Origin of the sequence: Leuconostoc sp. DB-1 (assembly GCF_013414845.1) — a bacterium.
Taxonomy (GTDB): Bacteria; Bacillota; Bacilli; order Lactobacillales; family Lactobacillaceae; genus Leuconostoc; species Leuconostoc mesenteroides.
The window spans coordinates 140,203-162,931 of the sequence record NZ_JABFNJ010000001.1 but is presented as its reverse complement, the minus strand read 5'-3'; the positions used below and the strand labels follow the sequence as shown (position 1 = coordinate 162,931).

Here is a 22,729-nt window from a genome sequence, read left to right as displayed (position 1 = left end):
ATCGTACTATGACAAACTTTATAACTCATACAATAGAACCCTGGATGCCACCAGGTGCTTTAAAAGCAAAAGCGGACTACGCAGCAATTGCCGCTGCAACTGGTTGGAAAATTTTACCTTTAGAACGCTATAACGATGGACGTTTTGACAGCGAAACACGTCAACAAAAGATTCGATCATGGCTAAATATGGTAAATCCGGGTGATCAGGTCATCCACCAATTTCCAACTTATATGAGCGCTGATTTTGAACTTGAACTTATCACGGCCTTGAGTAAACATCAGGCACAGAGCGCTCTATTGATTCATGATATTGAGCCCTTACGCTTGATTAAAACAGCGCCTTGGGAAATAAATGTGTTAAATAGCTACGACACCATTATCGTTCATTCGCAAGCAATGTATGATGAACTTAAGAAATTGGGTGTTCACGTACCTGCCATTATTCAACCTTTTTTTGATTATTTAGGTGACGTCACTAAAAAAGCTACTTTTAGTCACAAAATTAACTTTGCGGGTACTTTTCAAAAATCTCCGTGGCTTAAACATTATAATGGCCCCAAAATAGAGCTTTTTGGTTCAAGACCAAAGCGTTGGGCTGACGTGACCTTTCCTTCAAACATTAACTATCGTGAAAACTTCGACCCTACCAGTATTTTAGATGCTTTTCATGATGGTTTTGGCTTATTATGGGATAGTGATTTTGAGGACAAAACATACCAAACCTACACACGATTCAATGCACCACACAAAGCTAGCCTATATTTGCGCGCTGGCTTGCCATTAATTGCTTGGAATCAAAGTGCAATTGGTCATTTAATCCTTCAATACAACCTAGGGTTTGTTATTGACTCCTTGTCTGAGCTTGAGAGGATTTCTTCAATATCGGAAAAACAATATACTAATTGGCAAAAAATATTATTCCTTTGGCCAAGCAGCTAGAAAATGGTTATTTCACACAGCAAACACTTAAAAAATTAATGTAATAAAAAACGAGTAACTTACTGAGTAAGTTACTCGTTTTTCAAACCTTATATTAATAGCAAGTTACCGTTCTTAACGACCGGCACCCATCATAATTTTTGAAACATTTGCTTGTATTTTGCCAAGATAAAGTTCCTGGTCTTCCTCTGATTTAACGTATAATACGTCATCTACTGTCTGATCGGCAACATTTAATGCCTCGCTCATCATATTGGTTGCTCCAGCATAGGCACTATAATTTTTAGCCAATGATTTATGCAATCCCAACAAACGAACAGGTGCTTGAACCGCATTTAAAATTTGAGCATTCTTTTGATATGCTGCTACAGCGTCTTCAAATTCTGCTTTGATTTCGGCGAATTCTGCTGCAGGGATATCTGCAACAGCATTCGCTTCTTTTGCATCATCTAACTTTGTAAAAAATGGTGCTACACGATCAGCAGTGTCTTGAGTTATTGTTAATACTTCTTGCAATGTTTGTACGTAAACTTGTGCTTGTTTGGGGTTGAATTTTGCCAATGTTGTTTATCCTTTTTTGAAAATTGATCTCTGTATCAATTTTACCAGTTCTACGATGACAATGATACTCATTCCAGCCACTAACACAATAGCCCATTGATAACCATCCAAATGTGATACGTGGAAAAGTGGGTTCAAACCTGGAATAACAACAACTGCAGCCATTACTAAGACAGATCCTAACAATGCCCAGTTAAACATTTTGTTTTGGAAAGCTTGCGGCCCAATCATTGAGCCATAGACAGATTTTACGTTAATAGCATTAAACATTTGCATTAAACCAAGCGTCATAAATGCCATTGTCAAGGCATCTTGGTGCGCCAAATGTACTTCTGGATGAACAGGAGCTGCTAACGCAAACCCATAAACACTTAACACAATCACAGCTTGCAAAATCCCTTGCCAAATAATTGCTGGTCCAACACCACCTGATAAGAAGCTAGCGCCACGACCTCTGGGCTTATTCTTCATAATACCTTTTTCAGCCGGTTCAATACCTAATGCAATAGCTGGCAAAGTATCTGTTACTAAGTTAATCCATAAAATCATGATTGGTGCCAATATATTCCAGCCCAATAATGTCATAACGAAAATTGCAATAACTTCAGCTAAGTTTGAGGCCAATAAGTATTGCAAAGCCTTTTGTATGTTGGCAAAGACCTTACGTCCTTCTTCAACGGCATGAACGATCGTAGCAAAGTTATCATCAGCCAAAACCATGTCAGAAGCACCCTTGGATACTTCTGTACCGGTGATACCCATGGCAATACCAATATCAGCTGTCTTCAAGGCTGGGGCATCATTAACACCGTCTCCTGTCATGGCAACGACTTTGCCCTTCTTTTGCCAAGCATTAACAATTTTAACCTTATGCTCAGGCGCTACTCGTGCATAAACATTATATTTATCAACATTTTGTGCAAATTGCTCTTCGCTCATTGCATCTAAATCAGATCCTGAAATAACAGCTGTTTCTTTATCCGCTTCATCCAATATACCCAATCGAATAGCAATAGCAGCTGCTGTATCTCGATGGTCACCAGTAATCATCATTGGACGAATACCAGCTGCTTTAGCTTCTGCAACGGCTTGTGCAACTTCAGGACGTTCTGGATCAATCATGCCAACGAATCCGGTAAATACTAGTTCCTGCTCAACCGTTTCTGTATCCAGATTGCCAGGTATTTGGTCAACTGTCTTATAAGCAAAACCAAGTACACGAAGAGCTTGCGTTGCTAACTCTGAGTTAATCGACAAGAGCTTTGCTCGAATGTCATCAGATAATGGCTTAATTTCACCATTAATCTCAATTCGTGTCGCACGCTTAAGTAATTCATCAGGTGCGCCTTTGACAGTTATAATATAGCCAGTCGGTGCCGGATGAACAGTTGACATTAATTTACGTTCTGAATCAAACGGAAGCTCGGCCACACGTGGCATTTCTGTAAACAGCTTATCTAAATCACGCCCATGATTTTCATTAAAAGCGATCAAAGCTGTTTCTGTAGGATCACCGATAAAACCATTTTCAGTTCGCTTTGTATCGTTATTTAAAGCCAGAATATCTGCTAAGCGAGCGTAAGTTCCCGTCAATTCTTCAGTAGTAGCAGCATCAGAAATTTCAGTATTGACGACTAATTTCTCCACAGTCATCTTGTTTTGTGTCAAGGTACCTGTTTTATCAGATCCGATAATATCTGTAGAGCCTAGCGTTTCTACCGCAGGTAGTTTACGAACTAGTGCATGACGAGCGGCCATACGCGTTGTTCCTAATGCTAAGGTTATTGTTACAATGGCAGGTAATCCTTCTGGAATTGCCGCCACCGCTAGAGAAATGGAGGTCAACAACATGTCAATAATTGTTTCCTTACCACGTGCTAGACCAACGATGAAAGTGACCACAGCAATACCGAGAATCAAATAAGTTAATACTTGTCCCAACTTAGCCAAGTTTGCTTGCAATGGTGTCTTAGTTTCATCCGTTGCTTCTAACATACCAGCAATATGACCAATCTCAGTTTGCATACCAGTACCTGTGACGACACCAACACCACGACCATAAGTCACATTAGTGTTCATGAATCCCAAGTTTGTACGATCACCGAGGGGCAAATCTGTCTCTTGCAGTGTTTCCGCACTCTTATTGATTGGCACAGATTCACCGGTCAGCGATGCCTCTTCAACCTGCAAGGACGCAGATTCAATCAAACGTACATCAGCTGGTACAATATCTCCAGCTTCCAAACGAACAATATCACCGACTACTAATTCTGTGGACTTAATTGAAGTTTCTTTACCATCACGAATTACACTAGCATTTGGTGTCGACATTTCTTTTAGGGCATTAATCGCATCCTCAGCTTTAGCTTCTTGGAAAACACCAAAAATGGCGTTAATAATAACAATAGCTAAAATGAAAATTGCATCAACCACTTCTCCAGTAAATGCGGCAACAATGGCGGCGGCCAACAGAATAGCAATCATCAAGTCCTTAAATTGATTAATAAATTTTTGGACTAAATTCGTTGACTTAGCTTCATTCAATTGATTAGCGCCATTTTGCTCAAGACGCTTATTAGCTTCAGAACTCGAAAGCCCCTTACTAGCATCCGTCTGCAAATGAGATAACACTTCTGTGTTATCTTGATTATAGAGTGGCTTATCTGCCATGTTGAATATCTCCTTATTCTTTCAAATAAATTTCCAAGTTTTTACCAACAAAAGAAAAAACTCATGTAAACACAAATAAAAGTGTGTTTACATGAGTCTCACTGTTTAATGCTAAACCGGCGCAATAAAGCGCGATATAAAACATTGCTGTTTTGCTTTGACGATTCAGCCACGATCATTCCGTCAGTTACTCCCTCAGAAATTAACTTATGTTTATAGTATAACAAATTTTTCTAAGTACGTGTCATTTTTGTTTGGAAATTTTATCATTTTAGAAAGCACCATCACTGCCGCCCCCTGCACCTCCTGATGAGCCAGCGGAAAATCCCCCACCGTCGCCATTCACATTATTATCGACGTGAAAAGCACCGTCATTTTCAATATTATAAATCAAGCTCTCGCTCCAGTCATCGCCATATAACATGATTGGCACAAAAATTATAGAATCATCTGTATCAACCTTTTGTGACCAAACTTTCATTTGTTTTGCGACATTTTTTGCCTCGCCAAATATGATAGCATAGGCCAACAACTTATCCCAAAGTTGTACGTCCAAAACCGTTTTATTCTCTAAATGAGCAATATCGTGTAACATTTTGGCAAATCCATCCCACTGCCATTTTTCCTGAAAGCCATCAGGAACCTTATAAAATATTGCTGGTTTAATACTAAAAATAAGAACTAATATGACAACAATAATTTCCGTAAAAATAACATACCACATGGACCATGCTTGTGTACTATAAGCAAAAATTCCTAACAAAAAAGTAGATATTATTGTACTAATAATTAGGGCTAGCGTTAGAAAAAATTGCTGACTTTTTATTTTGTTAGTCAGTACATGGTCAATTATTGAAGCCTGCTTTTCAGCTTCCTTTAGTGCTTTTGTAAAAGAACTGATATCTTTTTTAATCCGATTTGACACCCCTGATTCTGGCTGCTTAAATTCGGCATGTACAACCGCTCTACGATACTTACCAAAAATCATATTAATGAAAACTAATTCAAATGGCTGTAAATTCGTTTCATCCAAAACTGAATAGGTTATGTCATCTTGCTTTTGAATATCGTCATATGTCATTGCAATTTTGCGACGGGCAATCAAATCGAGCAGTGTTGCAATAATAAGTTTCGCATTTGTAACTGATTTAGCAATTCGTTCGCTGACCAGCGCTGGTCCAATATCATTTGGTATATCAAAGATATGGACAATGTCACCAGTTACACCGCTCTGTTGTCGCGCGCTTTGTAATAGCTTTCGTCGTTGGATAGTTTTTAGCATAATAATGAATACGAGTATCATAATAACAATTGGAGAAACAATGAATCCAATTACTTTCTTTATCTGTAGGGATTTCTTATTTTTTAACGCAATCGCTTTTTCTTGCTTTTGAATATAGGCAGCACGGTTACCTGACTGCTTATTCGTATTCAACGGAGTCTGGCTGGTATCAAAATAAGTATGGACTTCGACGGTATCATCGGGGCCAATTTTCTTGCTGTTAACTGTTATGTTCGCCTGTTTCTTATTCACAAGAACATGTCCCACCGACCGACCATGTACCCAAGCCTTTAAAGTTGATGCTGGTTGATTAGGTAGTGCAAATTCCAAACGTAATTTTTCGATGGCAACGTCCCTAGTTCCTATAGGTAACCAGTTTATCTCAGCAATATCATCCCAATTTACCACGACACCTTTTAAAGTGTAATGATAAAACATTGTCAACTGATCATTCTCTTGGACTGGATAATATATTTTTTCTTGAACCTGCTGACTGGTTTTTGTTTCAACATAACCATAACTACTATCACCCTGACGAGGTAAAATAGTCTGCTTTTCCCCATTGTTATGGCTAACCTCAATTGAAGTTAATCCTCCCCACTGTAACGATTGTGAATCAGTTCCTTTTTTAAGTGATTCTTTAAAATACACACCGTTCATCTCATCATCAAAATGATAAGTGACCTTTTTAGTAATACGCGCATCCCCGTTGGCATCAATTCGTACAACCTCATTCAAATCAGTAATACGATAATCGCCATCTGCGGAAACCGTTAAGACACCCATCATGGCAAACAAAAATGTAAATACTACTATCTTCAATTTTATCAATTAACTTCCCCTCTCCAAATGGTAGTATCAGTATATCTATTTTTTACTAGTATTAGCAAATCAGGCGTGTTAAAATAATATTTTTTAGGAGATATTATGATATTGAAGAATAAAAATCCAATGCAAGAACGATTGCGTATTGGTCTACTGCTCGTCATGAATTCGGGTTTTATCGACTCGTACACATTTGAATACCACCACGAACGATTTGCTAGCTTACAAACTGGAAATATTATCCAAGCAGGATTCCACCTTGCCCAAGGACACTGGAAAGCAACCTTATTTTTTGTTATCCCAATCATTTTCTTCGTGCTTGGGGCTGCATTTAATACTGTATTAAATCATTTTGTTCCAGCCGGCAAATTATCCTTACAACAGCACAGTATTTTGATCGAATTTATTGGTATTGCAATGATTGGTATCTTTAATCATCACCTAGCTAGTACGGTCATCATATCGGTACTATCCTTTCTATTAGCAATGCAATTAGACTCATTCCCCAAATTACGTGGTCTACCTTTCACAAGCGTTATGTCAACTGGTAATTTACGTAATGTGGGTACCAATCTCGTAAAATACTTTATTAACCGTGACCATATTTTTCTACATAATGCATGGGTATTTTCAATATTAGTTGTCTTTTTCATGGTTGGTGCCTTCTCTTCTGCTGTTCTTTCTGGTATCTTTGGCACTTTCGCACTACTTGGTTCCAGCATAATTATGTTTGTTGTTTTCTTGTTATTATTCAAGAATTAAATAAAACATTTGACAAATAAATATAATCTAGTTATTATAGGCTATAACGATTTTTAAAACGAAAACAAATTGAACAGAAAAGTAGCAATTTATCGAAGCTAAGAAAGCTGACGGTTGATGAGAGCCAGCGTGAGTGCGATTGTGAAAATGACCTGTGATTGGTGTATGCGAATCGGTTTACCGTTAAGCATACAACGACTTGGCCCCGTTACCGGGCACACCATTCGGCTAGGATCATCTCCCGATGCCTGATGGTTAGTGAGCAAATATTTGGTAACAAATATCTACAACTCAGAATGGTAACACGCTATTTTTTAGCCGTTTCTGTATCTATGACTATGATATGGAAACGGCTTTTTTGAACTCATCAAAACTGTTTCGTTCTGTTGTTTGTTTTAAAAATCCGTTTTGCACGTTATTTGGGAATATTGAGGAGAATATATATTATGAGTAAAAAAACCAAATGGCTTATTGGTGGTGCTGCAGTGATTGTAATTGCTGGTGCCGCTTACGCCAGCTTTGGGCAGCACTCAAAAACATCGTCAAAAACAGTAACCATCGGCATAATGTCTGGCTCTAAACAAGACCAAGCCATTTGGAATACTGTTAAGAAAACTGCTAAAGATAAATATGGCATTACAATTAAATTCAAAGAATTTACAGATTATTCACAACCAAACAAAGCCTTGGCTGCAGGCGACATTGATCTTAACGCCTTCCAGCATTATGCATTCTTAAAGGCGTCAAATAAAGCAACCGGTAATAAAATTATTTCAATCGGCGACACGGTTATTTCACCTATCCGATTGTATTCTAAAACATACACCAAGGTTTCTCAGTTCAAAAGTGGTGACACAATCGCCGTACCAAATGATCCATCAAATGAAAGCCGGTCACTGTATGTTTTAAAATCTGCTGGATTAATTGATTTAAAAAATGGTCTGACGACTGCAACAGTTAAAGACATCACAAAAATCCTAAAAATTTGAAAATTAAAGAATTAGCTGCCGATCAAACAGCTCGTACCTTATCTGACATCCAAGGCGCAGTAATCAACGGTACTTATGCAGATTCAGCTAAATTGGACTATAAAAAAGCTATTTTCGTCGAACCAATCAACAAGAATTCACATCAATGGGTTAACATTATTGCCGCAAACAGCAAAGATAAAGACAATAAAACTTATAAACAAGTTGTGAAGGCTTACCAAACAGATGCCGTTAAGAAAGCCATTAATAAGCAATATGATGGTGTTGAACTACCTGCTTGGGATAAAGATTTTTCAAAATAAGAATGAGATACTAAGGGAGAATTTATTATGAGTAAGAAAAAGAACTATATTATCGCTGGTGTTGCCGTTGTCGTTATCGCTGGTGCGGCCTACCTGTCATTTGGTGGACAAGGAAAAACAGAATCTAAGACCGTTACTATTGGTGTAATGGCTGGATCAAAAGCGGAAGATGAAATCTGGGCTTCCACTATTAAAACTGCCAAAGATAAGTACGGCATTACCTTGAAAACAAAGAAATTCACTGACTATTCACAACCGAACAAAGCCTTAGCAGATGGTGACATTGATCTGAATGCTTTCCAAAACTATCCTTTTTTGAAGAACTGGAACAAGACTTACAAGACTAACATTGTTTCTATTGGAGACACTTGGACAACACCACTTCGTATATACTCAACATCATATAAGAAGATCTCTGAATTTAAGTCTGGTGACCAAATTTTGGTAGCTAACGATGTCACTAACGAAAACCGTGGTATTCATCTTTTGGCTGAAGCAGGACTAATTAAGATTAAAGATACTGACACAGCTACACCAAAAGATATTACATCAAATCCTAAAAACTTGACGATTACGCCGGTTGATGCTTCGCAAACCGCTAAATCGTTAGATGATTCAAAAGTTGCTGGTGCCGTGGTGAACACCAATTACGCCGTATCAGCTAACTTAGATGTCAATTCAGCCATTTACGTGGAAGGTTTGAATAAGGAAACTGAACAATACTTCAACTTCATCGCTGCCAATAAGAAAGACAAAGACAACGAGACTTACAAAAAGGTCGTGAAGTCATTGCAAACTGATAAGACAAAGAAACTAGTTAAAAATATTACGGTTCAGCGGAAGTTACAGTTTGGGACTATAACAAGTAAAGACATGCGCCTCGGCGCGTACATAATTTCTGTGGAAGGTAATAAATGAACATGAGCTCTAATCAAAAATATCTAAACTTACTCCGCGATTTAGTTGCACTACCCAGTGTTTCGGCAACTCATCGCTGTTTACCCGAAGCAGCTCAACTCTTGACGACAACTTTTCGTGAATTAGGTGCTCAAGTAACCTATGATGATACTTATTTTGCGCCATTCGTATTAGCGCAATTTAGGAGCAGCGTCCCTGACGCTCAGACGCTAGTTATCTATAATCACTATGATGTACAACCAGTAGAACCAATATCATTGTGGCAAACAGATCCTTGGACGCTTTCTGAACATGACGGTAAATTATACGGACGCGGAACTGATGATGACAAAGGAAACATCACTGCCCGCTTGACAGCTATCGAAGATTACTTAACTGAACACGAAGGTCATTTACCAGTAAATATCACTTTTATTATTGAAGGTTCTGAAGAATCATCCTCTCAGCACTTGGATGAATACTTAAGTAAGTATCAAGATCAACTATTCGCAGATTTAGTTATTTGGGAATCAGGCGGAAAAAACGTGCATGATGTGGTGGAGATTTTTGGTGGTAACAAGGGTATCGTAACATTCAATGTTGATGTAAAAACAGCAAAGACCGATCTTCATTCATCTTTAGCTGGTGTCGTAGATTCTGCTGCTTGGCGTCTGACCCAAGCTTTAGCAACCCTATTTGATAGAGAAGGTCACATTGCTGTCCCAGGATTCTATGACGATGTAGCCATCCCTAATCAACGAGAAAAAGAACTGGTTAGAAATCTTCCTACAACAAGAGACACATTGATTCAACAACATGGTCTAACCTCGCCACTTTTAAGTGATAAAACTGGCGATGACCTAAAAGAAACATTATATTTTCAACCAACATTAAATATAGAAGGTATTCAAAGTGGCTATTTAGGTGACGGTGTAAAAACTGTTTTGCCTGCTGTTGCCTCTGCTAAACTTGAAGCACGTTTAGTTCCTAATATGGATCCTGACAAAACCTTGCAACAAATTAAACAGCATTTCCAAAATGAAGGATTTTCTGATATCGTGGTAACTAAGACGTTAGGTCAACCAGGATATCGCAGTGACATGTCGGATCCCGAAATTTTGCGTGTTATTGATATCACTGAAAAGTATTATCATCAGCATCCAGTTATTATGCCAACGTCACCCGGTACTGGCCCAATGTATTACATTCACGAAGCATTGAACGCACCCATAGCTAGCTTGGGTGTAGGATACGCACATACATTAGACCATGCACCCAATGAAAATATCCGATTAACAGATTATCATCAACATATTGCTGTAATCAAAGAACTAATTAGGAGTTATGAAAAATGACAGAACCAATCATTGAACTAAAAAATATCGATGTCACTTTCCATCAAAAAAGCGCACCATAGAAGCTGTCAAAAACGTTTCCATCAATATTGAACGTGGTGATGTTTACGGTATCGTAGGCTATTCTGGTGCTGGAAAGTCAACACTTGTACGTGTAATTAACTTACTACAAGAACCAACTAGTGGTTCTGTAACTGTTAATGGAGAAACTTTTTTTCAGGCTGATAGTCAGGATGCTAAAAAAACACGCATTGGCACAAATGACTTGCGTGTTCGCCGTCGAAAGATTGGAATGATTTTCCAACATTTCAATTTATTAAATGAACGAACAGTCACAGAAAATGTTGCCTTCGCATTGCAACACAGTAAATTAAAAGACGATGAAAAGAAAGCTAAAGTGGCTGAGCTACTCGAATTAGTTGATCTATCTGATCGTGCAGAACAATACCCTTCACAACTTTCTGGTGGTCAAAAACAACGTGTCGCTATCGCTCGTGCGTTAGCCAATGACCCTGAAATTTTAATTTCTGATGAAGCAACTTCCGCATTGGATCCTAGAACAACGAATCAAATTTTGGCCCTATTAAAAAAGCTAAACCAGGAATTTGGTTTAACAATTGTATTAATTACGCACGAAATGCAGGCCGTCAAGGAAGTTGCAAATAAAGTGGCTGTGATGCAAAATGGTGAAATCATTGAACGCGGCTCACTTTTGGAAATATTTGCCCAGCCAAAGCAACAGTTGACACGAGAATTTATTGAAACAGCTACAAATATTGATAAAGCCATTGAAACAATTAGGCACGAACCACTAGTTAATGAGTTAAAAGAAGGCGAAATTTTTGCTCGTTTATCATATGTTGGTGAAACAACTGATGAACCATTAATCGCTAGCTTGTTCCGTGATTTCAATGTTACGGCAAACATTCTGTATGGTAATATCGAAGTCTTACAGGATACACCAGTTGGATCTTTGCTTGTTATTTTGTCAGGTGAACCCACGCAAGTGCAAACAGCCCTATCTACATTACATGATCATCATGTTGAAGTTACAATTCTTAAAGGAGGCAACTAATTATGAGTCAATGGTTTACAAATACATTCCCTAACGTTGTTTATCAAGGTTGGAGCGGCGATACTGGTTGGTGGACATCAATTATTCAAACGCTGTATATGACTTTTTGGTCAGCTATTTTTGGTGGCATACTTGGGCTAATTTTTGGTCTTGGATTAATCATTACTGCGCCCAACGGTATTGCACCGAACAAAGCTTCATTTTGGATTTTTGATAAGGTCGTGTCCCTTTTCCGTGCTATTCCATTTATTATTTTGCTGGCCTTTATCGCACCATTTACAAAGCTCCTCATTGGTACTCAAATTGGTACCACAGCTGCTTTAGTGCCATTATCATTGGGTGTATTCCCTTTCTATGCGCGTCAAATACAGGTAGCCTTGAGCGAAGTTGACAGCGGAATTGTTGAAGCTGCTCAGTCAGTGGGTTCATCATTTTGGGATATTGTCTTTGGCGTTTATTTACGGGAAGGCCTTTCAGAAATCATTCGTGTATCGACTGTGACTTTAATTAGTCTGATTGGTTTAACTGCCATGGCTGGTGCCATTGGTGCTGGTGGTCTAGGTAATATGGCCATTTCATACGGATACAATCGTTTTGCAACTGACACAACTTTGGTCGCTACACTGCTTGTCTTAATATTGGTGTTAACTGTTCAAGTTACCGGTGACTTCCTGGCTAAGAAGTTTAATCATAAATAAAAAAAGATGGTTGATCATAGATCAACCATCTTTTTATCTTGTTAAAGTAAATTCGAAACGCTCACCTACATAATATGATCGCACATATTCAAACGGCGTATCATGTTGATCATATGAGACCTGTCGCACAGATAAAATTGGATCACCTCTTTTTATCTGTAATAATTCCGACAATCTTTCATTTGCTAACGTGGCCGTAATTGTTTGCTCAGCATGTCCAGGGTATACCCCCGCTGATGCTAATGTGGCGTACAATGATTCTGTCAATGCGCCACGAGTGAATGACTCAATTAATTGGACTGGCAAGGTTGTACGTTCTAGTAAAATAGGTTCATCATCCCCCAAACGTAAACGCTCCATAATCAATACTTTATCTGTACTATCCAGTTGCAAATGCTCAATTTCCGAAGCGGATGGCGTCGTGGTCTTATAGCTAACCGTCACCGTATGCGGCGTTCGACCTGTAGCTGCCATTAATTCTGTAAAACTAGTGACACCCAGGGCACGTTCAGAAACCTTCTGTTCAGCGACGTAAGTGCCTGATCCTACTTTACGCTCCAATATGCCTTCGTCAACCAATGTTTGAACTGCTTGGCGTAATGTCATACGCGACACGTTAAATTCAAGTGCCAAATCTCTTTCAGCAGGTAAACGTTCTTGTGATCGCCACTCACCAGCTTCGATACGTGACAATATTTGATTGTGAATTTCAATATATCGAGGTTTAGCCATTGTTTTACCGTGCAAAACGGCGACCAAGTGAATACGTCGCCTCTAAATGCAATTCCTTGTCAAAAATGTTAAAGTCAGCATCCTTCCCTTCGGATAAGTTGCCTTTTTGGGTTAGCCCAAACTCACGTGCTTGGTTAACTGAACTCATTTGCACTGCATCATTAATATCAGCACTTGTGAATTTTTGAATGTTGGTGAACGCATCATCATAAGCCAGTACAGAACCAGCCAAGTGACCATTATCTAAGCGCGCTTGCTTATCTTTAACAGTAACTTTTTGTCCGCCAAGTTCAGATATACCATTTCCTAATCCTTCAGCTCGCATGGAATCTGTTACTAGTTCTAATTTTTGAGCGCCTTTGATTCTAAAAGCTAATTGTAACATGTCAGGTACAATATGAAAACCATCAGCGATTAATTCACCAGTAATTGCGTCCTCTAGCATAGCATGTCCTGTAACACCAGGTTCACGATGTTGTAATGGCCTTTGGGCATTATACAAATGAGTAATATGTGTTGCACGCGAGTGTACCAATTGTGCTCGTGTCGCGTTAGAATGTCCAATTGATGGAATAATGTTACGCTGTAGCATAAATTCTTCAAAATCAGGAATACCGCCATTTTCTGGCGCATAGGTCACTAATCGAATACGTTCGCCTGAAAGTGCATACCATTTTTTCAGAAGTTCTGTGTTTGGATCAATAATATATTCTTCAGGCTGTGCACCCATGAAGACTTTGTTAATAAAAGGTCCTTCCAAATGAATCCCCTGAATAACCGGATTAGTTTTGGCGACTTGATCAATGTTTTTTAAAGCACGTTCAATATTTTCTGGTGACTGTGTAATTGTTGTTGGGAATAGTGATGTAATGCCTTCCGTAACCATCTTATTAATCATGGTGTTTAACTTTTCGGGATCACCATCCATCGTGTCTAATCCATAACCGCCATGTTTATGAACATCAATAAACCCTGGAACAATTATCTTTCCTGATGCCTCATTAATCAATTCGTCATCAGCTTTTTCCTTGAAGTCAATCATGTAACCGACTTCCTCAACCGTATCTGTAAAACGCATGAAGGCATCTTCCATATGTTGATACCCTGTGTAAAGATCAATGTTTTTAATTAGTTTTGCCATAATATTTCGTACGCGAAGTGAAGTCACCACGCAGCACATTCCTCCTCAATCTTGCCTCTACAACGATAATAATGAAGTCTATAATTATAGTATAATTGGTCTAGACCTATTATGCAAATTTAACTACAAAAAAATAACGCCTAAGCGTTATCTTGGTTTGGTAGAACAGAATCAACTCTACCGGTCGCATACTTGTGCGCAACCTTAGATGCTGCAGCTGCGGCCAGTGCGCCCACAATATCATCTGCAAACGTTGTTACCGCTTCAGAAGTTTTTCCTTTACGATCTAATTCGCCAACAAGGCCAACTTTTGTTTTATCAATGTAACCATAGTTTGTGACACCAATTGTATCAAAGGACATTGCAATTGCTGTACCGATAGTTTCATCAACACCAAAAAGCCCATCATCATTTTCAACCAAATCTTGCAATGGTGCTTCTAGCAAATGAGCTTCGGCCAAACGATCAAGTTCTAAACCAACCCATACCTGGTGCTGAACAACCCGCTTATGTAAGATACTTTCAACTGCATCTTCTACTTGTTCAATTGTTAATCCTTCGACATACGATTGCTCATTGTTAAAGGCTATTCGCGCGATATCTGAAATCGTAATATGATGCGCAGCTAACTTTGCGACTGTATTTTCATATGTTGCATATTGCATAGTATTCCCCTTTAAAGTATTTTAACCAGTATAACGAATTTATCTCCTAATTTCCACTTGCAAATTGATAACAAATTCTGTAAAATATATAAAGTAATTGCCCCTTGGCCAAGCGGTAAGGCGGTGGCTTCTGGTGCCACTACGCGCTGGTTCGAATCCAGCAGGGGCAATAATTTTAAAAGGTGAACGACCTGATGTCGTTCACCTTTTTCTTTTTATGAAACAATTATTCGTTGCAGTCTCGGTGCAAAATCATTCATTAACGCCACAATACTACTTTGTGTATGCTCAGCCAAATCCTGCATCGTTATACTTTGATCACCAACACGACCAATTAAGGTCACCGTAGTGCCAACTGCAACTGGATTAGTAACAAAGATCATTGATTGATCCATGGCTACGCCCCCGACAATATGACCAATTTGTCCATCCGCAACCAGAGCACGCATGCCACTCCCATTGAACGGATAACCGTCAGAATGTCCAATTGGAATAGTAATCAAATACCCATCATTTGGTGCATGATATTCTGCCCCATAGCCGACCGCATCACCTTTTTTCAGCGGTTTGCTGTTAACAACCTTAGCTTTCAATGATAAAGCTGGTATCAACTCGAATGGCATCGACATTATTGGCACAGAACCGTTAATGCCAAATAATCCAATACCCAAACGAACAATATCCGTATTAATTTTTTCGGGATACCAAGTAGCAATACCCGTATTCGCAAAATGCTTTTCATTTGGTTCTACTGGTAAATCATGTGTCAAGCGCTGCCATTCAGAAATTTGAAAATCCACATAGTCAACATTTGGTGTATCTGCAGTAGCAAAATGCGTCCACATACTTTGAAAAATGAGTGTATCTTGCGCTGATACCTCTTGAATTGCTGCCACTAAATCTTCACGACTTTTAAAACCAATACGGTTTAAGCCCGTGTCAACGGGTAACGATACCTTTAATGTCAACCCTGTACCAGCTAACTGTTCAGCTGCTGCTTTTATTGACTCCTTAGTACTAAAAGCTAGCGTAATATTACGTTCAGCAGCCAATCGCGCATAGCGTGGATCTGTTAATCCGAGTACATCAATTGGTTGTATATAGCCCAAATCACGTAATGTCAAAGCTTCATCGAGCATGGCCATGCCAAAGCGGGTAGCCCCAGCTGTAATACTCAAAGAGGCCATCTCAGGTAATCCATGCGAAAAAGCATTAGCTTTCAAAACAGCCATAATCTCTTTGGCATGCGTGTTCTCTTTAATCACTTTTAAATTATGCACAACCGCTGATTGCGACAACTCAATTACAGCATGTCGATGTGGTGCATTATAGTTCATTCATTTTCACACTTTCATTTTATAAATAATTTCTCATGTAATTCTCTTAATTATACAATAACACAAGAATTTTATAAAACTGTATGTTGATGTGTATTCTTTCCTAATTTTTTATAAGGAATTAAACGATTGGATTAGTATTTTGGCAACTTCCGTTATTTCAATCTTTTCACGATCAAATTCAAGCCATTCCCCGTATACGTTCCATAAGCCGCCAACCCCGTACCTTGTTGTATATATTATTTCACGACTATTCACCTCTTTTTGAATATGCCAAGGCGCAGAAATAGTCGCGTACAACTCAGGGATCATTTTGTTAAACTCACTTAACACATAGGTGAATAAACCGTTCTTTTGTAATATAAACAACTCGTGATCATACTGACCCCAATAATTAAAAAAATAAACGATAAACTCTTTGAAATTTGCTAATTTTTTTGAGCGTAAGTCATTACCATACTGCTCAATTAGGATATCAATGTATTCCGTCAAAATATCTTCTTTAGAGGCATAGTAGCGGTAAAATGTTCTCCTTGATATTCCTGATCGTTTACTAATATCTGAAATGGTAATTGATTTAATATCTTCTACTTCATCCAATAACTCCAAGAATGCACTCCGTACCCATTCTCTTGTTTGCAACGACATTCGGTTATTCATCAAGTTCCTCCTATATTTGACACAAATCTTTTAATCTGTGTAACTAGTTACAATTTTATTTCAGCGCTTCTATTTCATTTTTTTAAGCCTATACTATATGTTGTTGTCACAATTGTGACATGAATACACTTCTGTGTCAAGCGTCACTACAATTGTACACTTTTATAACGATGCACAAAAAGGAGAAAACAAGGTGAATAAAAATAGTAGGAGAATTTTAAGATGATTAAATCAACAAAACGTTTGGGATTCATTGGTCTGATAATCGCCATGTTTATGGGGACATTAGACAGCACCATAGTCAATATTGCTTTACCAAAACTAATGACGACATTCAATACTAATTTGGCAGGAGTTAGTTGGGTTGCTACTACCTACACGCTTGCCTTAGCCGTTTTTATGATTACAGCGACAAAATTAGGCGACAAGTTTGGTCGAAAAAAACTCATGATTATTGGTTTACTTCTTTTCGCAGGATCTTCGGCAGCTTGCATGTTTGCCCCCTCACTCATGTATCTTTTAGTTTTTAGATCTTTTCAAGGATTGGGTGGCGCAATAATTACACCACTGGTATTGCCCATGGGTGTTGAACTGTTTGGTAAACAACACATGTCAAAAATTGCGGCAATTGTAGGTGCCATTACTGCCCTTGCCGCAGCTGGTGGTCCTGCTGCTGGTGGCTTTATTTTGGAATATATGTCTTGGCACTGGATATTTGGCCTTAATGTACCGATTGGCCTAATATCTCTACTACTAGTACTGCTCTTTACAAAAGAGTCTTTTGATGAAACACTTGTTGGTCATTTCGATATTTCTGGCATGCTTTTTTTAACCATATCATTAACAAGAATTACTTTTGGTTTACTTGAAGGCCGTGAGTACGGTTGGACATCAACGCTTATTTTGTCAAGCTTTTTAGCTGGCATCATCGGGTTAATCGCGTTTATTCTGATAGAACTAAAAGTTAGTTCACCCATTGTCGAACTTAATCTTTTTCGTGAAAAAACATTCACTTCATCTTGTATTATTTATTTCGCGACTGGATTTGCGCTAGTCGCCCCAGCTGTTATTTTTAATTATTATCTACAAAATGTACTCAACTATGATGCTTTGCATGCTACTTTAATGATCATCCCCGTCTCATTAGCTATTGCTGTGACAATGCCCCTTGCTACACGACTATCTGATAAAATCAGCGCCATCCCTGTAAACTTGATTGGTATGCTACTTATAGCTGGTAGCCTACTATCATTCTCATTTATAACTACAACAACACCAAAAAGAGTAATGATTGTTTTCTCGATTATTGTCGGTTCAGGATTCGGTTTCTCTACGGTTTCTTTTGTTTCTTCCGTCAGGCACTTACCAAAATCAAAAACTGGCATTGGGTCTGGTATTACGAATGCTTCCCGCCAAATTGGTACTTGTCTGGGAATTGCCGTATTAGTTACTGTCCTCAATACTAATATATCAACAGCCAAGTCTCATATACAAAATCATTCGGTAGCCATAATCAATCGAAAAAACTTATCTCCAAATGTTAAAAATACTGCAAAATCCGGAATCAGGCAGATTTTTTCAAGCAATGATCAAAAAAATGTCAACTATACGTCGCGACAAAAACAATTTACTAAACAATTAAAGCATGCTGCTTTAAACAAAAGTAGCATGCCCCGACCTAAAAAAGGCACAGACTACCGAAAGCTATATGATGCAACATTTAAAATTAGTGAGGGAAATCAAAAAATCAATGTTTCTTTACAAAAATTAGCGGGCACAACCACAACAAATAAAGTGTTAAACAACAGTATTATTGCGCTATCTGATGGTACCTTAACTTTACTAAATGGTCAAAAAAACATGTTAGAAGCCATTAAATTGCTGGCTCAAAGGGATGAATTGAAAAGTAGTTTATCAGAAATTAAAAAGGAAAAAAATACATCCCTAAGCCATGCATTCAGTAAAACCTATGTCATATGTGCTTTCTTACTACTTCTTTGCTCCCCAATCGCTTTGTTGTCAGATAAACGTCAAAAGAAAACACATTAATAAACAAAAAAGCATAATCAACCCTATGTTGACTATGCTTTTTTTGTTTTTGGGTTCAACTTAAAACCATAAAAAGTATTCCCCTTAAAAGTTTGTTTCGCCATTTTTCCAACAGCCGTGTATGATTTGCCACGTTTAGACTTAGCTGGAAAGCTGACTTCTGATCCAGTCAGTAGCTTTTGCAGTTCTTCATCTGTAAAAACGTGCCCACTCCATTCGCGAGCAAAGGTAATTTCCTGTCCTTGCCAGATACCGGTCATTTTTTCAGATGTTTTACGTGGCTTTTTTATACTTGGTTTGGGCTTACCAAGCAATGTTTCAAGTGTCTGCGCATTGTCTAACATAATCGGCATATCGTGTTCAACTACTTTTGTCGCTGAATCCAGTACTTGAACCATCGTCATTTCAAATCGGCCGACTTGGTCCATCATTTCGAATAAACGCTTTGTGATTTTTGGTGAAGCAATCCAAGTATCTTTTACCATGATTGCAGATACATTTCCAGTTTCCGTCAAACCTAATTTACCACGCTTTTCAGTTAACATGGCTTTGGTGCCACGAGACGTTTCAGATAGTGTTGATACGCGCGTCGCACCAGTTCCAACGTTATACTTTTCTAAAAACGCCATAATCCATTTGGTCGTCGGTACCTGTGGCTTTGGATTCGCACCTTCATGTAAATATGGCATTGCTTGCGGACCTAATTGGCCACTAATTGACTCCTCTTCTTCACCTTCTTCAACCTTAATAGCTTTTTGTGAGTCATAGACTAACTTAAAGTTTAGCTTAATTGGGATGTTGAAGGCTGTCTTGAATTCCGGATAATCTTTCAAATTAGCCGTAACATGGTCATAAACGTAATCTTCTGCTAACATCGCTAAGTAGTTTTTAGCCAAAACTTCATAAATCGCTGGTCCACTAGAGCCAAATTTTGCTAAAGATTGCGTAGTTTGTGGCACATTCTCACCAGGACGATTGGCACCGTGTGCCCCTTGTGACTTAACATGTGTTTTTCGTGGTGAACGGTGTGTTAGTAAATTCTTATCAACACCAACGACGCCTGCAATTTGATCAATCAACGGCAATAACTCATTAAATTGTTCCGGCGTCACTGTCTTATCCTCTGTACGCGGATAAGACACGATCTGTGCTTCATACATTTTTTGATAGGTACTTAATACTTCTTTGGAAGAAAACCCACGAGGTGCCAATATAGAAGCCAATCCTGCTAAATCTAACAGCTTACCGGGTGCTTGTGTACGTGTTTGGTGTTTTTCATTAATAACTTCAGTTTCATGATAATTATTAAAATCGACTTTTGCTTGTTCTTTTGTTGCAAAACGCCAAGGAATTACCTCTCCCTGCGGTGTCACTCGTCCAAAAATATGCCCCGCTGGATCTTTAAACTTCACTTCAAAATATGGCGTTTTAATATAATTTTTAATAGCTGCAAGTTGTTGATAAATACGCCAAACAATAACAGATTTCAACCGACCTTCACGCGCGACCACTTTAAATCCTTCTTTTTTAGCGGCGGTAGTTGCAATTCGCGTAAGTTGCATAGACGCAAAATCCCAGCGGTTACGACTTTCACCCTTTACATACTCCCCATCCGCCATTTTATCGGAAACATTTCGTAATTGGTGCATGGCTTTTTGAATGCCGGACACTGACTCATCCATAAAATTAGCCCGTAATACCTGTCCACGCCAGCCAATTGCGTCTAATGCTTCCCAAGCGAGTAGTTCCCCTTCTCCGGAAGGATCTGTATCAGTTGCGATTACAATCGCATCGTACCCTGATTTGGACTCCTTTTTCAATTCATCAATAAGTTTTTTGGTTGATTCAATCTTTCCTGTACGAATATTACGTTGGCGAATATAAGTACGTGCCCAAGAAAAATCTTCCAAATTCCATGGTAAATATTTCACCAACCAAGACTTATATTGCTTTTTTAAATCTTCAGCCACCATCTCTTCAGGATCTTTTAAGGTCATAACATGACCACGTAAATTCGTAATTTTATATGTAAAATCACTAAAAACTCCTGTTTTTCCACCAAGCGCTTTTACAAAATTAGCTGCCGCTGAAGGCTTTTCAGTTAAAATGAGGTAGTTTGGCATAAGTAATATTTTTAATCTTTCTTAAAGTTGATTTATTCTATTTTAACAGATTACAAGTTAATCCGCGAAGACGGTCAACTAGAAAATTAAACCATGAATGTATAGCCAATATAAAAAGCAATTCAACATCTCATTAATTTGTTGAATCACTTTTTTTCGGCTTATTTTTTTGCAATTGCTCATTAATACGGCGCGCATTATCTCTGCCTTGTTTCCTGAAGTAGATAAAAATAATGACATAAGTAATCACAAATGTTGGTATATTAGTAAACGTAATCACTGCACTTCCAAACGTTAACCAAATGAAAAATCCATACGTCAACATCTCCAAAATGAAATGGCTAATGAGCTGTGTAATAAACGTTATCTTGTCATACTCAAATATGAGAGATAATAAGCCTATAATTGCGCTCATGGTCATTAACAGACCAAATTGCTTCATCGATGGTGTTGCATGATTTAAGGTAAACGATAATAGAGAGATAAATGATCCAACGCCAATGCCAACTAATAGATATACAATTGCCTCTTTAAAATGCTTCATCTTCTGCGCTCCCTTCTAATCTTTTTAGAATACCTTTGATAAACCGTCTAGATACGGTTACTCGAGCCTGGTTGGTCAAAAAAGCGTAATAATTACCGGAAAACGCAGATTCCATCTTCGACAAATAAGATAAGTTCATTACTTCTGATTTGGAAATTTGCACGAAATCAGATTTTTGGTTTTCTTCCAAAAACCTTTTCAACGTTTTTCTAGTTGTGATTTTGTGATTATTTTTGAGTGTAAAAGTTAAATCATTTCCATAACTTTCAACTAAAATAATATCTTCTTTATCTACAACACGAATATTGTCAGCTGTTTTGATAGCAAGCTGTCGTGAAGGTGTGTTTCTAGATTTAAGATACTGCGCAATATCTGCTAATTGCTCAATATCACTACCTGAAATAACAACTTGAACATCTTTCAATTTATCATCAATATTGATGTTTATTTCCATTTTTATTTCTCACAATCACTTTCAAAATCACACCCAGAATACCTAATAAAATAAGTAGATATAGACCTATTTTACCAGATATATAATCAGTGTCATTAAGATGATTGGTATAATTGGTGACAAATAATTTGATTGGCAAATAATCTCCTAACTTACCGACATCCATATTACCCATAATTCCTGAAATAATCATGATAGCAAAATAGCTAATCATGGAAATACCATAGACACGGGAAAATTTCTTCAAAATCGTTGTCAGGATAAAAACAATGATGAAATATACTGCTGTATTTAATATTTGAAATATTGCCATTTGACCGATGATTACTGCATTTGGCAGAGGCAAATTAAAATGTGATAGAAAAATCCACGAGTAGATGATGCTTGATAATAGAACAAACACTGTTAGTGCCATAAATTTGTGTAAGGCTTGTGAAACGCGCGAATAACCGAAAAGTTCGGCACGCAATGTAAAACCTTGCTCGACTTCTTGTGAAAATAATGAACTAAAACCAACAAATACCATCGAAAGCGGTATCGTACAAAAAAAGCCCAGGTAAAGTTGGTTCAAAGCTTGCGGTACGTTAGCATAGCTATTGCCAAACACTAATGCCATCATTGGTGCAAACGCAAACCCAAAAAATAATGTAATGATATTGCCTAATAA

16 protein-coding genes, 1 tRNA gene and 4 pseudogenes are annotated in these 22,729 nt (G+C 38.1%); 9 read left to right on the top strand and 12 right to left on the bottom strand.

Annotated elements, in window-relative coordinates; all coding sequences use genetic code 11:
* The first annotated feature begins 8 nt into the window (after nt 1–8).
* A pseudogene (locus tag HFP47_RS00805) lies at nt 9–985 on the top strand (sugar transferase).
* A 70-nt stretch (nt 986–1,055) separates the two neighbouring features.
* Here the strand turns inward: HFP47_RS00805 and HFP47_RS00800 are convergent.
* The 3 genes from HFP47_RS00800 to HFP47_RS00790 all read right to left on the bottom strand — a co-directional run bounded on the left by HFP47_RS00800 (nt 1,056) and on the right by HFP47_RS00790 (nt 6,285).
* Nucleotides 1,056–1,502 carry a hypothetical protein gene (locus HFP47_RS00800; protein WP_011679284.1) on the bottom strand — a complete coding sequence of 149 codons (447 nt, stop codon included), beginning with the start codon at nt 1,500–1,502 and terminating at the stop codon, nt 1,056–1,058.
* 6 nt (nt 1,503–1,508) lie between these two features.
* The gene (locus tag HFP47_RS00795; protein ID WP_011679283.1) at nt 1,509–4,172 is read right to left on the bottom strand and encodes a calcium-translocating P-type ATPase, PMCA-type; all 2,664 of its coding nucleotides are present in this window, start codon (nt 4,170–4,172) and stop codon (nt 1,509–1,511) included.
* 271 nt (nt 4,173–4,443) lie between these two features.
* On the bottom strand, nt 4,444–6,285 hold the full coding sequence (locus HFP47_RS00790; RefSeq protein WP_050894794.1) for a DUF2207 domain-containing protein: 1,842 nt from the start codon (nt 6,283–6,285) through the stop codon (nt 4,444–4,446).
* A gap of 96 nt (nt 6,286–6,381) precedes the next feature.
* On the opposite strand from HFP47_RS00790, the gene HFP47_RS00785 reads away from it, so the two are divergent.
* From HFP47_RS00785 to HFP47_RS00760, 6 genes and pseudogenes are all read left to right on the top strand, one after another.
* Nucleotides 6,382–7,041 (top strand): YoaK family protein, encoded by a 660-nt coding sequence (locus HFP47_RS00785; RefSeq protein ID WP_179875913.1) that lies wholly within the window; start codon nt 6,382–6,384, stop codon nt 7,039–7,041.
* 446 nt (nt 7,042–7,487) lie between these two features.
* A pseudogene (locus HFP47_RS00780) lies at nt 7,488–8,332 on the top strand (MetQ/NlpA family ABC transporter substrate-binding protein).
* Between the two features lie 27 nt (nt 8,333–8,359).
* Nucleotides 8,360–9,201 (top strand): annotated as a pseudogene (locus tag HFP47_RS00775) (MetQ/NlpA family ABC transporter substrate-binding protein).
* A 51-nt stretch (nt 9,202–9,252) separates the two neighbouring features.
* On the top strand, nt 9,253–10,584 hold the full coding sequence (locus HFP47_RS00770) for a M20/M25/M40 family metallo-hydrolase (RefSeq protein WP_373562331.1): 1,332 nt from the start codon (nt 9,253–9,255) through the stop codon (nt 10,582–10,584).
* Nucleotides 10,581–11,659: pseudogene (locus tag HFP47_RS00765) on the top strand (methionine ABC transporter ATP-binding protein). Before HFP47_RS00770 ends, HFP47_RS00765 begins: the two are co-directional and overlap by 4 nt.
* A 2-nt stretch (nt 11,660–11,661) precedes the next feature.
* Nucleotides 11,662–12,357, top strand: coding sequence for a methionine ABC transporter permease (locus tag HFP47_RS00760; RefSeq protein ID WP_004164688.1), 696 nt, complete (start codon nt 11,662–11,664; stop codon nt 12,355–12,357).
* A 33-nt stretch (nt 12,358–12,390) separates the two neighbouring features.
* Here the strand turns inward: HFP47_RS00760 and HFP47_RS00755 are convergent, their stop codons facing one another.
* From HFP47_RS00755 to HFP47_RS00745, 3 genes are all read right to left on the bottom strand, one after another.
* Nucleotides 12,391–13,089 (bottom strand): GntR family transcriptional regulator, encoded by a 699-nt coding sequence (locus HFP47_RS00755; protein WP_011679277.1) that lies wholly within the window; start codon nt 13,087–13,089, stop codon nt 12,391–12,393.
* A gap of 4 nt (nt 13,090–13,093) precedes the next feature.
* Nucleotides 13,094–14,230, bottom strand: a complete 1,137-nt coding sequence (gene nagA / locus HFP47_RS00750; protein WP_179875910.1) for an N-acetylglucosamine-6-phosphate deacetylase — start codon at nt 14,228–14,230, stop codon at nt 13,094–13,096.
* 140 nt (nt 14,231–14,370) lie between these two features.
* Nucleotides 14,371–14,895: a phosphatidylglycerophosphatase A gene (locus HFP47_RS00745; protein WP_004164692.1), complete on the bottom strand. Its 525-nt coding sequence runs from the start codon at nt 14,893–14,895 to the stop codon at nt 14,371–14,373.
* A 98-nt stretch (nt 14,896–14,993) separates the two neighbouring features.
* Between HFP47_RS00745 and HFP47_RS00740 the strand changes: the two genes are divergently transcribed.
* Nucleotides 14,994–15,065, top strand: a tRNA-Gln gene (locus tag HFP47_RS00740).
* A 45-nt stretch (nt 15,066–15,110) separates the two neighbouring features.
* Here HFP47_RS00740 and alr read toward each other — a convergent pair.
* On the bottom strand, nt 15,111–16,232 hold the full coding sequence (gene alr, locus HFP47_RS00735) for an alanine racemase (protein ID WP_050884244.1): 1,122 nt from the start codon (nt 16,230–16,232) through the stop codon (nt 15,111–15,113).
* Between the two features lie 111 nt (nt 16,233–16,343).
* On the bottom strand, nt 16,344–16,892 hold the full coding sequence (locus tag HFP47_RS00730) for a TetR/AcrR family transcriptional regulator (protein WP_011679274.1): 549 nt from the start codon (nt 16,890–16,892) through the stop codon (nt 16,344–16,346).
* Nucleotides 16,893–17,114: 222 nt separating this feature from the next.
* On the opposite strand from HFP47_RS00730, the gene HFP47_RS00725 reads away from it, so the two are divergent.
* Entirely contained in the window at nt 17,115–18,941 is a 1,827-nt protein-coding gene (locus tag HFP47_RS00725) for an MFS transporter (protein ID WP_179875909.1), read from the top strand.
* Between the two features lie 32 nt (nt 18,942–18,973).
* On the opposite strand, the gene HFP47_RS00720 is transcribed toward HFP47_RS00725, so the two are convergent.
* From HFP47_RS00720 to HFP47_RS00705, 4 genes are all read right to left on the bottom strand, one after another.
* Nucleotides 18,974–21,064 (bottom strand): DNA topoisomerase, encoded by a 2,091-nt coding sequence (locus tag HFP47_RS00720; protein WP_179875908.1) that lies wholly within the window; start codon nt 21,062–21,064, stop codon nt 18,974–18,976.
* Nucleotides 21,065–21,197: 133 nt separating this feature from the next.
* On the bottom strand, nt 21,198–21,608 hold the full coding sequence (locus HFP47_RS00715; protein WP_179875907.1) for a DUF3021 family protein: 411 nt from the start codon (nt 21,606–21,608) through the stop codon (nt 21,198–21,200).
* Nucleotides 21,595–22,062, bottom strand: coding sequence for a LytTR family DNA-binding domain-containing protein (locus HFP47_RS00710; protein ID WP_014324308.1), 468 nt, complete (start codon nt 22,060–22,062; stop codon nt 21,595–21,597). The genes HFP47_RS00715 and HFP47_RS00710 overlap by 14 nt, the downstream gene beginning before the upstream one ends.
* Nucleotides 22,040–22,681: a membrane protein gene (locus HFP47_RS00705; RefSeq protein WP_010295418.1), complete on the bottom strand. Its 642-nt coding sequence runs from the start codon at nt 22,679–22,681 to the stop codon at nt 22,040–22,042. Before HFP47_RS00705 ends, HFP47_RS00710 begins: the two co-directional genes overlap by 23 nt.
* Nucleotides 22,682–22,729: the final 48 nt, after the last annotated feature.

What these genes read in the sequence shown, in the direction of transcription:
- HFP47_RS00795 (WP_011679283.1), bottom strand. Translation starts at nt 4,172, where the DNA reads ATGGCAGATAAGCCACTCTATAATCAAGATAACACAGAAGTGTTATCT.
- HFP47_RS00785 (WP_179875913.1), top strand. Translation starts at nt 6,382, where the DNA reads ATGATATTGAAGAATAAAAATCCAATGCAAGAACGATTGCGTATTGGT.
- HFP47_RS00770 (WP_373562331.1), top strand. Translation starts at nt 9,253, where the DNA reads ATGAGCTCTAATCAAAAATATCTAAACTTACTCCGCGATTTAGTTGCA.
- HFP47_RS00760 (WP_004164688.1), top strand. Translation starts at nt 11,662, where the DNA reads ATGAGTCAATGGTTTACAAATACATTCCCTAACGTTGTTTATCAAGGT.
- HFP47_RS00755 (WP_011679277.1), bottom strand. Translation starts at nt 13,089, where the DNA reads ATGGCTAAACCTCGATATATTGAAATTCACAATCAAATATTGTCACGT.
- nagA (WP_179875910.1), bottom strand. Translation starts at nt 14,230, where the DNA reads ATGGCAAAACTAATTAAAAACATTGATCTTTACACAGGGTATCAACAT.
- HFP47_RS00745 (WP_004164692.1), bottom strand. Translation starts at nt 14,895, where the DNA reads ATGCAATATGCAACATATGAAAATACAGTCGCAAAGTTAGCTGCGCAT.
- alr (WP_050884244.1), bottom strand. Translation starts at nt 16,232, where the DNA reads ATGAACTATAATGCACCACATCGACATGCTGTAATTGAGTTGTCGCAA.
- HFP47_RS00730 (WP_011679274.1), bottom strand. Translation starts at nt 16,892, where the DNA reads ATGAATAACCGAATGTCGTTGCAAACAAGAGAATGGGTACGGAGTGCA.
- HFP47_RS00725 (WP_179875909.1), top strand. Translation starts at nt 17,115, where the DNA reads ATGATTAAATCAACAAAACGTTTGGGATTCATTGGTCTGATAATCGCC.
- HFP47_RS00720 (WP_179875908.1), bottom strand. Translation starts at nt 21,064, where the DNA reads ATGCCAAACTACCTCATTTTAACTGAAAAGCCTTCAGCGGCAGCTAAT.
- HFP47_RS00715 (WP_179875907.1), bottom strand. Translation starts at nt 21,608, where the DNA reads ATGAAGCATTTTAAAGAGGCAATTGTATATCTATTAGTTGGCATTGGC.
- HFP47_RS00710 (WP_014324308.1), bottom strand. Translation starts at nt 22,062, where the DNA reads ATGGAAATAAACATCAATATTGATGATAAATTGAAAGATGTTCAAGTT.
- HFP47_RS00705 (WP_010295418.1), bottom strand. Translation starts at nt 22,681, where the DNA reads ATGATGGCATTAGTGTTTGGCAATAGCTATGCTAACGTACCGCAAGCT.